At 52.0% G+C, this 9,459-nt stretch carries 5 protein-coding genes and 9 pseudogenes; 7 read left to right on the top strand and 7 right to left on the bottom strand.

Going from position 1 to position 9,459, the window contains the following annotated elements; genetic code table 11:
• Positions 1-79, bottom strand: a pseudogene (locus QZ506_RS03765) (IS1 family transposase); the annotation flags it as partial.
• Positions 80-139: 60 nt separating this feature from the next.
• On the opposite strand from QZ506_RS03765, the pseudogene QZ506_RS03760 reads away from it, so the two are divergent.
• Positions 140-589: pseudogene (locus QZ506_RS03760) on the top strand (ATP-binding cassette domain-containing protein); the annotation flags it as partial.
• Between the two features lie 2 nt (positions 590-591).
• Here the strand turns inward: QZ506_RS03760 and QZ506_RS03755 are convergent.
• Positions 592-743: pseudogene (locus QZ506_RS03755) on the bottom strand (transposase); the annotation flags it as partial.
• A 26-nt stretch (positions 744-769) separates the two neighbouring features.
• Between QZ506_RS03755 and QZ506_RS03750 the strand changes: the two are divergent.
• The 4 genes and pseudogenes from QZ506_RS03750 to QZ506_RS03735 all read left to right on the top strand — a co-directional run bounded on the left by QZ506_RS03750 (position 770) and on the right by QZ506_RS03735 (position 5,329).
• Positions 770-907 carry a hypothetical protein gene (locus QZ506_RS03750; protein ID WP_291969180.1) on the top strand — a complete coding sequence of 46 codons (138 nt, stop codon included), beginning with the start codon at positions 770-772 and terminating at the stop codon, positions 905-907.
• Positions 908-1,047: 140 nt separating this feature from the next.
• Positions 1,048-1,746: pseudogene (locus QZ506_RS03745) on the top strand (adenylate/guanylate cyclase domain-containing protein); the annotation flags it as partial.
• Between the two features lie 394 nt (positions 1,747-2,140).
• Entirely contained in the window at positions 2,141-3,430 is a 1,290-nt protein-coding gene (locus QZ506_RS03740) for a dicarboxylate/amino acid:cation symporter (RefSeq protein WP_291969175.1), read from the top strand.
• Between the two features lie 408 nt (positions 3,431-3,838).
• Positions 3,839-5,329: a pitrilysin family protein gene (locus QZ506_RS03735; protein ID WP_291969172.1), complete on the top strand. Its 1,491-nt coding sequence runs from the start codon at positions 3,839-3,841 to the stop codon at positions 5,327-5,329.
• A gap of 76 nt (positions 5,330-5,405) precedes the next feature.
• On the opposite strand, the pseudogene QZ506_RS03730 reads toward QZ506_RS03735, so the two are convergent.
• The 4 genes and pseudogenes from QZ506_RS03730 to QZ506_RS03715 all read right to left on the bottom strand — a co-directional run bounded on the left by QZ506_RS03730 (position 5,406) and on the right by QZ506_RS03715 (position 8,076).
• Positions 5,406-6,348, bottom strand: a pseudogene (locus tag QZ506_RS03730) (sugar kinase).
• Between the two features lie 179 nt (positions 6,349-6,527).
• Positions 6,528-6,731, bottom strand: a complete 204-nt coding sequence (locus QZ506_RS03725) for a 4-oxalocrotonate tautomerase family protein (RefSeq protein ID WP_291969171.1) — start codon at positions 6,729-6,731, stop codon at positions 6,528-6,530.
• A gap of 18 nt (positions 6,732-6,749) precedes the next feature.
• Positions 6,750-7,730, bottom strand: a complete 981-nt coding sequence (gene yhjD, locus QZ506_RS03720; RefSeq protein WP_291969182.1) for an inner membrane protein YhjD — start codon at positions 7,728-7,730, stop codon at positions 6,750-6,752.
• A gap of 78 nt (positions 7,731-7,808) precedes the next feature.
• Positions 7,809-8,076: pseudogene (locus QZ506_RS03715) on the bottom strand (IS1 family transposase).
• A gap of 23 nt (positions 8,077-8,099) precedes the next feature.
• Here QZ506_RS03715 and QZ506_RS03710 point away from each other — a divergent pair.
• Both QZ506_RS03710 and QZ506_RS03705 read left to right on the top strand, forming a co-directional pair.
• Positions 8,100-8,660: pseudogene (locus tag QZ506_RS03710) on the top strand (PstS family phosphate ABC transporter substrate-binding protein); the annotation flags it as partial.
• 384 nt (positions 8,661-9,044) lie between these two features.
• Positions 9,045-9,320, top strand: a pseudogene (locus tag QZ506_RS03705) (5-methyltetrahydropteroyltriglutamate--homocysteine S-methyltransferase); the annotation flags it as partial.
• Between the two features lie 13 nt (positions 9,321-9,333).
• Here the strand turns inward: QZ506_RS03705 and QZ506_RS03700 are convergent.
• A pseudogene (locus tag QZ506_RS03700) lies at positions 9,334-9,459 on the bottom strand (IS5/IS1182 family transposase); the annotation flags it as partial.

The raw sequence follows: 9,459 nt of genomic DNA, 5'->3' as shown, positions 1-9,459 counted from the left end.
GGCCACTTTTGCCATAACCGTGTTTTTTCACAGGAGATGTCTGTTCACAAAACGGGCATCTTACATCAACTTTAGCCACTGTATTCCACATCCAAAACCGGACATTTCACACTGCAATCAACATATTGAATACACGACCCAATTGCCGCAAGAGCGTCAAGAGAATGAACGGCCGCTTAAACGCGAACGCATTCAAGGCGGACTGGAATTCCGTGACGTGACCTTCAGTTATCCTGAACAGAAGCACCGCTCTTTGCACAACATCAATCTCTCTGTCGCCGCAGGTGAAAAAGTTGGCACCATTGGTCGCAGCGGTTCAGGAAAAAGTTCGCTGGAAAAACTGATCGTCAATCTTTATTCCCCAAGCGAAGGGAATATTTTGATCGACGGCGTGGACACACGTCAGTTGGATGTCAGCGATTTGCGCCACAACATTTGCTATGTACCGCAAGGTATTCAACTGATCAGCGGCACTCTGCGCGATAACCTGATCAGCGGTGCTCGCTATATTGATGATGAATCCATGCTGCGCGCCGCCGAAATCGCCGGTGTCAACGAATTCGCGCGCCTGCATGCGGATGGCTACAACTAGTAGTGGAGAGGTCGTCCACGCCGTTCAGTAGTGTTTTTTCCGTCCATGCAGAAATGGTTGATTTATCTAGCCATACGGTTAGAGAACCGCGCTGCTTGAGGGCCTTGTTATAAGAGGGCCAGTTGGTGATTTTAACATTTTGTTTCGCCATGGAGACCTGATTTTGAAACAACTGCGTTGATCTGCTCCGATGATTACCCAAAAGTTCTATTTATTCAACAAAGCCATCCGCAGTACTATCTGATTAATCAGGCAGACTCACCTTGGGTCTGCCTCCCGCGCTTTTTGCTCGCCTCCTCCCCTCGGTGCTGTTGAACCACTGTTCGGATTAAGATGAAATCCCATCGGGGTCATAAAAGGGCATTGAGACGCGCTTAATCTGGCCTATACTAGCGCAATCGTGCCCGGTGAACCGTGCAACACAACTGAACAAGCGCCATCGACGGAGAACAGGTTTGCGGCTGAGACGCTCTTTGACAATCAAACAGATGACGGCGGTTTCCGCCGTGGCGGTGGTGACGCTCAGTCTGTTTATTGTGATACAACTTTTTCACTTCGTGCAGCAGCGGCGTGAGGATTATGCCAGGCAACTGGAGAGCATCGCTTTTTCCGTGCGTGAACCGTTGGCGGAGGCGGTGTTGCGCGGTGACGTGGTCCGCGTTGAAGCGATCCTCGATAACCTGCTGCCTGTGGCATTTCTGAGTCGCGCCGACGTGATGTTGCCCGGCTACCTGCAAACGTTGCACGCGCGCTTTCCGAGCGAACGCCCGGTGCCTGCGTGGCTGGCACGCGTATTCAAATTACCCATTCGTATCGCGGTGCCGCTCTATGCGCTGCCGCAGGCACCAACATCGGCGCCGCTGGCGACGCTGGTGCTGCAAGCGGATTCCTACCGTATGTTTCAGTTTATCGTCAGCACCTTTTCCATGCTATTGGCGACTTACTTCTTGCTGGCGCTGATCCTCTCTGTCGCAGTGACTTGGCGCATCAACCGCTTGATGATTCATCCGCTACGGGCGGTGATCACTGAGTTGCAGGCGGTGCCGACGGAGCAGCTATTGCAACATCGTCTGACGCCGCCAAAACATCATCAGGATGATGAACTGGGGGCGTTGGTGCGCAGCTATAACCTCAATCAGCAGCGGTTAGCGCAGCAGATAGCGGATGACGCCACGCAATCTAACGCGGATGCTATGACACCGCCCCCCAAACCGTAGCGATAGTCGCGCTCATTCCTGTTACCATCTGATAACACTAAAAATTAACCTTACAAATTAAATGTATTTTAATATTTCAATTGTATTTTATGGGTTTTTTCAATATTTACCCAGAATGGACTGATTGCATTATCGTTATATGTTTCAAAAAATTGCTTGCATGTTTGTTTTTTGCATTCTCGCTGATGTGATTCAGCTCTTATTTTTAACCTGAAGTTCACAAACTAAAGTTATAAAACATTTCCACTCTGTTACCGCTATGTTACTTTTCGCCGCAGTCACAGAGGCGTCGTTTGCGACCCTATGTGTTTCCCTACCATAGGATAAGTATATGAAAGCGTCTATTTTTAAAATCCTTTATTTTCAGGTTATTACAGCGATTACGATAGGGATCCTACTAGGACATTTCTACCCAGATCTGGGTGCGCAAATGAAACCGCTGGGCGATGGATTTGTTAAACTGATCAAGATGGTGATTGCCCCCGCCATCTTCTGTACCGTAGTGACCGGTATTGCCGGTATGGAAAGTATGAGGTCGGTAGGCCGTACTGGCGCTGTCGCGCTGCTTTACTTTGAAATTGTCAGCACCGTGGCACTGATTATCGGTCTGCTGGTGGTGAATATCATGCAACCGGGTGCGGGCATGAATGTCGATGCCACCACACTGGATGCCTCTGTGGTGGCGGTCTACACCCAACAGGCGCAACAGCAGGGTGTGGTCGCGTTTCTGATGGACGTGATTCCTGCAAGCGTGGTGGGCGCTTTCGCCAGTGGTAACATTTTGCAGGTGTTGCTGTTTGCGGTGATGTTTGGCTTCGCACTGCATCGCCTGGGTGAGAAAGGACGCGTCATTTTCAACGTGATTGACAGCTTCTCACACACCATTTTTGGCGTGATCAATATGATCATGCGTTTGGCACCGATCGGCGCATTCGGCGCGATGGCGTTCACCATTGGTAAATACGGTGTTGGCTCACTGGTGCAGTTGGGACAGTTGATCATCTGCTTCTATATCACGTGCCTGCTGTTTGTTTTTCTGGTGCTGGGCAGCATCGCCCGCGCTACCGGATTCAGCATTTTCAAATTTATCCGCTACATCCGCGAAGAGCTGCTGATTGTGCTAGGGACCTCCTCGTCAGAATCCGTGCTGCCGCGCATGCTGAACAAGATGGAAAAAGTGGGGTGTAAAAAATCGGTGGTGGGTCTGGTGATTCCTACCTGCTACTCCTTCAACCTGGATGGCACCTCCATCTACTTGACCATGGCGGCGGTGTTTATTGCGCAGGCCACCAATAGTCATACGGATATCTGGCACCAGATTACGTTGCTGGTGGTGTTGTTGCTCTCCTCGAAAGGTGCCGCTGGCGTCACCGGTAGCGGGTTTATCGTGCTGGCAGCGACCATTTCTGCGGTGGGGCACCTGCCGGTGGCTGGTTTGGCGTTGATCCTGGGTATTGACCGCTTTATGTCAGAAGCGCGTGCCCTGACCAACCTAGTCGGCAACGGTGTCGCGACGATCGTGGTTGCCAAGTGGGTGGGTGAGCTGGATGAGAAGCAGCTGGAAAGCGAGCTCTCTGGGCATAAAAAAGACGATACGTCTGCACCGACCGTACTTTCATAAATGGGTTTTACCCTGCGCCAACTCCCGTTGGCGCAGTGATAACGGGCTATCCCCGTCCTCGCTTCTCATGATTCCCCGTGATTGCGGCTTGCCATCACGGGGAATTTTTCATAAGGTTGCGGCCAGGCAATCGCGTTGTGCATGGTCTGTATCGGGGGCATAACGATTAAAAACCGCTTATTGGTCATCATTTCGTCTATATTTCCAAAATTATTTCATCATATTGAGTGACATAGGAAAAAGTGTGCGGTCTAACGTAAGGGTAAACTGATCGCTCTGATTTCCCCGTAATACCTCCGCTGGCGCATCCTGAAAGGGATAGGCGTATTGGGCGGTGAGAGAGTGTACAGGCCTTATTGTCACAATCATCTTTTACTGTGTTGGATAGTCAGTTAAGTAGGGGTTCACATGCAGGGCACCAAAATAGGGTTCTTAGTTGGTGGATTGTTGCTGGCGTTGGCTGGCGGCAGCGTGCAAGCTGAAACACTACAACCCGATCCTGCCTGGCAGCAGGGAAAGCTGGATAATGGTTTTACGTGGCAGTTACTGACCACGCCGCAGCGTCCTGGGGATCGGATTGAATTACGTTTAGTGGTTAACGCAGGTTCGCTCGCTGAGAGTGCTCAGCAGTCGGGCTTTGCGCACCTTATTTCTCGTTTGGCGCTGACGCCGGGCGATAATTTACCTGTCGCACTGCTTCCCTCGTTGCTGATACCGGAGACTAACGGCGCGAAGTCGCTGCCGCCCGCGTTTGTCTCGTATGACTACACCTCCTACAACCTCAGTTTGCCCAATAATCGGCCTGAATTGCTTAAAGATGCACTGAATTGGCTGGCAGAAACGGCAGGGAGCATCAAGATTGATGATGGCAGTATCGCTAACGCGTTACGCATCCCCGATCAGGAGGTGGGTGTTCCCGCCGATCCGCAGGATCCCACGTGGCGTTATCGCTTGAAAGGATCGTCTCTGCTGGCGCACGATCCGGCACAGAATGTCAAAGCGCGTCCAACGGCTGAAATGATGTCGCAGTTTTACAAAGCTTGGTATACCCCTGATGCGATGACGCTGTACGTAGTGGGGCATGTAGAAACTCGCCAGATAAACGAGCTTATCGGTAAAACGTTTATCTCGCTGGAAGGTAAACGCGCCGCGCCGGCTCCGATGCCGACGCTCTCGCCGCTGCCTGCGGAGCCGATTGGTTTTATGCTTGATAAGGCGAAGCGCGATACGCTCTCGCTGATCTGGGATATGCCCTGGCATCCTATCCGCGAATCGCAGGCGCTTACCCGCTACTGGCACAGTGATTTAGCGCGCGAAGCGCTGTTCTGGCATGTGCAGCAGGCATTGGAAAAGAGCGGGCTTAAAGAAACCAGCGTGCGCGTTAACTGCGATGTGTACTATACCCGTGCGCAGTGTGGCATCCATCTGGACAGTCCCAACAGCGCGAACACCGAGGCCGCGTTGACCTTCTTGGCAAAAGAGCTGATGAGCTTGCGTGACAAGGGGTTAACGCAGCAAGAGTTTGACGCGCTGATCGCGCGCAAGAGCGACGAGCTCGGCAAACTGTTTGCGACCTACGCCCGCACCAGTACCGATGTGTTGATGCAGCAGCGCTTGCTCTCACAGCGTAACGGCGTGGTGGATATTGCACCGGAACAATATCAGAAGTTGCGTCAGGCCTATCTCTCTGAACTGACGCTACCTTTGCTGAATCAGGAACTGCACCAGCAGCTTTCTCAGGAAACCACGCTGATGTTCAAACAGCAAAAGGGTGAGCCGGAAGTAAACACCAAGGCGTTATATGAGGTGTACAGTAAAATCATGACACCTCCTGTCGCGTTGGAGGCTGCTTTAGCCGCTCCATCGGAGGAGGCGGCACAGGCAACACCGGCACAGTAATGTGCCTGGTTGTTACTTCTCCGAATAAAAAGGGAAGCCATCTGGCTTCCCTTTTTTTCACTCTGGCGCTGTGTTATCAGGCAGGCATGGCGTCTTGCGGGATGATGGCGCCACGGTACTGAATCACCGTGCTGGCAGTCAGGTGGCCGCGCTTGGCCGCCGCTTCCGTCGAGCCGCCGCACAGGCGCACTGACAGATAGCCTGCGCTGAAGGAGTCACCCGCCGCGGTGGTATCCACTACGCGCTCTTTCGGCAATTTCACCGCCGGAACATCCACTAACGGCTGACCGTTTTCAGAAATCAGGCAGGAGTCTGCGCCGCGTTTAATTACCACTTCAGACACACCGAAACCCTGTGTGCGTGCCAGCACGGCATCCACCGGATGTTCGCCCCACAGCATGTATTCGTCATCCAGTGTCAGGAAGGCGATATCGGTGCACGCCAGGATGTCACTGTAGGCTTGCTGTGTATCTTCTTTGCTTTGCCACAGGCGTGGACGGTAGTTATTGTCGAAAATAACCTTGCCACCGTTAGCACGGCAGGCACGCAGCAACGTTAGCAAACGCTGGCGGCTGGCAGGGTTAAGGATCGCCACGCTGATACCGCTCAGATAGAGATAGTCAAAGGTGGTCAAAGGTGGCCAAACGTACGCAGATCGCATCGGCATCTTTGCCGTCCAGCCAGAAACGCGCGGCGGCATCATTACGCCAGTAGTAGAAGGTACGCTCACCGGTATCGTCGGTTTCAATGAAGTACAGGCCTAGCAGCTTATTGTCCAGACGCTGGATCAGCGAGGTGCCAACCTTCTCCTTTTCCCAGGCCTTCATCATTTCCGTGCTGAAGCTTTCCGTGCCCAGTGAGGTCACGTAGTGGACGCCCAGAGCGTCGGTATTCACCTGGCGAGCGACATACACGGCGGTGTTCAGGGTGTCGCCACCAAAGCAGCGGTTCAGGTCCGCGACCTTTTTCGACAGTTCAATCATGCATTCGCCAATAACGGCAATGTTTTTAGTGGGCATCAGAAGCTGGCCCTTTCGAAAAAGTGAAGAAAAAAGTCATCAAAAAAGAGAGCAACGGGCTCCAGTCTCAACGTTCGCAGGCATTGAGTCAATAGTCTTAAAACGATATTTTATTTTTTATGACCTGGATCGGGAAAATTGACCACTCCCGATCCTTATGGCGCTCAGCGCAAGAAATATCAGGACTTCGGCTTGCACAATTCGGTGACGCTTTCACCGCCCAACCCCCAGTTGTCGGTATCCACTTCATCAATGATAACGGCAGTGGTGGCCGGATTTTTACCCATGACGTCGACCAGAAATTGGGTAACGCCCGCAATCAACTGGCGTTTTTGCTCTGTGGTGGCGCCATCGCGCGTAATTTTGATGTTAAAAAATGGCATGGGATCTCCCGTTATTGGTTAGCGTGATGTGTCATCTGTTGATTTATCGCCTTTATAGTTCGCCGTTGCAATCCATGCCGCACAAAACAGCGTGAGGCGAGCAAAAAAGTAGAAGAAGGCCATTAAGCCAATCACCGAGCCAAAAGCGGCACCGGACGGGGTGCTGGCGAGTTTTGGCAACGCGACCGTCATGGCGAATTTGATGGCCTCAAACCCCACTGCGGCAAGCAGCGTACCGCGCAGCAGCGCTTTGTGCTTCGGCTTATGGCGCGGCAATATCATGAAAATCCAAAGAAACACCAAATAGTTAGCGGAAATGGAGATGGTGAGTGTTATCACGCGGAGCAGGGGCCGCAGCCATTCGATACCCTCTAGCCCGAGAGCAGAAACGATAGCGCTTTGTGCCGTACCCGCCGCCGAAGTGAGAAACATCGTAATGGTCAGCGCGATCAACAGCCCTATCAGGGAGAGGAAATCCCGCACGTACTGAAAATAGATTTTTTCTTCTTCGTGCGGCTTGCGTTCCCATACGTCACGGGATTGGGCGCGGATCGCTTCACGTAAATTGCCCATCCAACTGATACCGGAATAGAGCGCGATCAGCAGTCCGGTGACACCGACGGTGGTGCGCTGTTCAACGGCGGTCTTTACCGTATTTTTTAACGTCATCGCCAGATTGGGGTCTCTGATGCTGTTGACGATGCGGTCAATCAACTGCGTCAGCATATCGGGGTTGGAGGCAAGTACGAAACCGACGGTAGCGAAGGAGACCATCAAAATCGGGATCAACGACAGAAAGGAAAAATAGGTGATGGCTGCGCCAAACTGGTTTCCCATGCGATCGTTGAAACGCTCCCCGGCACGGATCAGGTGTGCAATGCTGGGAATAGCCTGAACACGTTGTGCAATACGCTTACATCGGGAAAGCCATGAAGATGCCGCCTTCTGTGCTGATGAAGCGGTGGATGTTGAACGATGCTGATCGACCGGTGCGGGCATCCGTTTCCTCCTGTTCAATGAAAAGCCGACGTCTGCAATCAATGGGTTAGTTCGTGTATTCAATGAGTTGATGTAGCATCAAACGTAGTACTCGCGTTCGATGTAAGTACCGATGATCCTATCGTGCATTTCGGATGATTTCGAATATCCGGGCGTCTTGCGATTGAGCCGTTGCAATCGGTTACGCAGTGTCAGATGTGCACGCTCAATACGCTGTGTATACAGCTTGCTAACAATGTGTTTTACTTTTGGAAGTTCGTCGTTGTAAGCCATGTAGCCATCCGTGTTTGCATGACTGACGACGGTAACGCTGATGGCCACTTTTGCCATAACCGTGTTTTTTCACAGGAGATGTCTGTTCACAAAATGGGCATCTTACATCAACTTTAGCCACTGTATTCCACATCCAAAACCGGACATTTCACACTGCAATCAACATATTGAATATACGACCTGCTGACGGGGGAATGGGCATCGCGCCGTGTGTTGCGCTACGGGCGCAACTCAGCGTCAGGCACCTATGGTTTTTTTAAGCAGCAAGCGCTGTGCGGCGGTGATTTCTTGCCGCTGGTAAATGAGCTACCGGGTTCTGCGTCGGTGGTGCAGGCCGTAGCTGCCTCCACACAGGCGATTGTTTATGCAAGCATCTGTTTTCGCGCCAGCGGAGTGAAAATGCTGCCGCTGGCAGCGCAGGGAAACGACTATGTTGCGCCGACGACGGTGGGCAATATTCGCAGCGGGCGTTATCCCTATGCGCGCTACCTCTATATTTATGTCAACAAAGCGCCAGAGCAGGTGTTGGATAGCCTGACGGCCGCCTTTATGGATCGGGTACCGTCTACCGCTGGGCAAAGTCTGGTGAGTCAGGATGGCTATCTTCCCTTGCCTGAGCACGTGCGGGTTAACGCACACCAGCAGCTCGGCCTGTAACACGCCATTATTCTCGCCCATCACCGTCATTCCCACGAAGACGGGAATCTCGTGCAGGTGAAACGCGTTCATTCTGTCAGAGATCCCCGGCTTTCGCCGAGGATAACGAGGGGAGAAAGCCGGGGAGTCAATGAGGGGAAAGTGACTTTGTCATCAGTCTGACGTGAATTTTATTCATGTTAGTCGCGGAAAATGAAAATTATTCTATTTCCCTCAACCTGTTGCCATGACAGGATTCACTTACTTTATAGCCATACAGATGGCTAAATAAGTATAAGGAGTTGTTACTGTACGGCGTGACTATTTATTTTGAAACTATTTTGCAATGCCGCTTGCCTCACGCCGTGACGTGAAGGAGTTGTTGCGAAAGATCAGGAGGTTATCATGGCTAAAGTACTTCCCCCTTTTCGCGCTGACGCGGTCGGCAGCCTGTTGCGTCCCGTTGCAATCAGAGAAGCACACCTGCAATTCCAGTCTGGTACCATTAATGCGGAGCAACTGCGCACCGTGGAAGATGCAGAAATTCTGTGTGCCGTTGAGTTGCAACGCGAAGCCGGGCTTCAGGTGGTCACCGACGGTGAATTCCGTCGCGCCTTGTGGCACTTCGACTTTTTCGAAGGGTTGAACGGGGTGGAGGCTTTCGAAGCGGACCACGGTATCTAGGCTGTGTCCCTTAATTGCATAACTTCTTGTAAAAGAGGCGGATGCAGCCCAGTTTAACCATCGACAGATAATTCCTCGCCGTTTTGTCATAACGTGTGGCAATACGGCGGTATTCTTTTAATCGGCCAAAACATCT

The organism is Candidatus Symbiopectobacterium sp. (assembly GCF_020054415.1).
Taxonomy (GTDB): Bacteria; Pseudomonadota; Gammaproteobacteria; order Enterobacterales; family Enterobacteriaceae; genus Symbiopectobacterium.
This window is presented reverse-complemented; position numbering and strand designations above follow the sequence as displayed.

What these genes read in the sequence shown, in the direction of transcription:
- QZ506_RS03740 (WP_291969175.1), top strand. Translation starts at nt 2,141, where the DNA reads ATGAAAGCGTCTATTTTTAAAATCCTTTATTTTCAGGTTATTACAGCG.
- QZ506_RS03735 (WP_291969172.1), top strand. Translation starts at nt 3,839, where the DNA reads ATGCAGGGCACCAAAATAGGGTTCTTAGTTGGTGGATTGTTGCTGGCG.
- QZ506_RS03725 (WP_291969171.1), bottom strand. Translation starts at nt 6,731, where the DNA reads ATGCCATTTTTTAACATCAAAATTACGCGCGATGGCGCCACCACAGAG.
- yhjD (WP_291969182.1), bottom strand. Translation starts at nt 7,730, where the DNA reads ATGCCCGCACCGGTCGATCAGCATCGTTCAACATCCACCGCTTCATCA.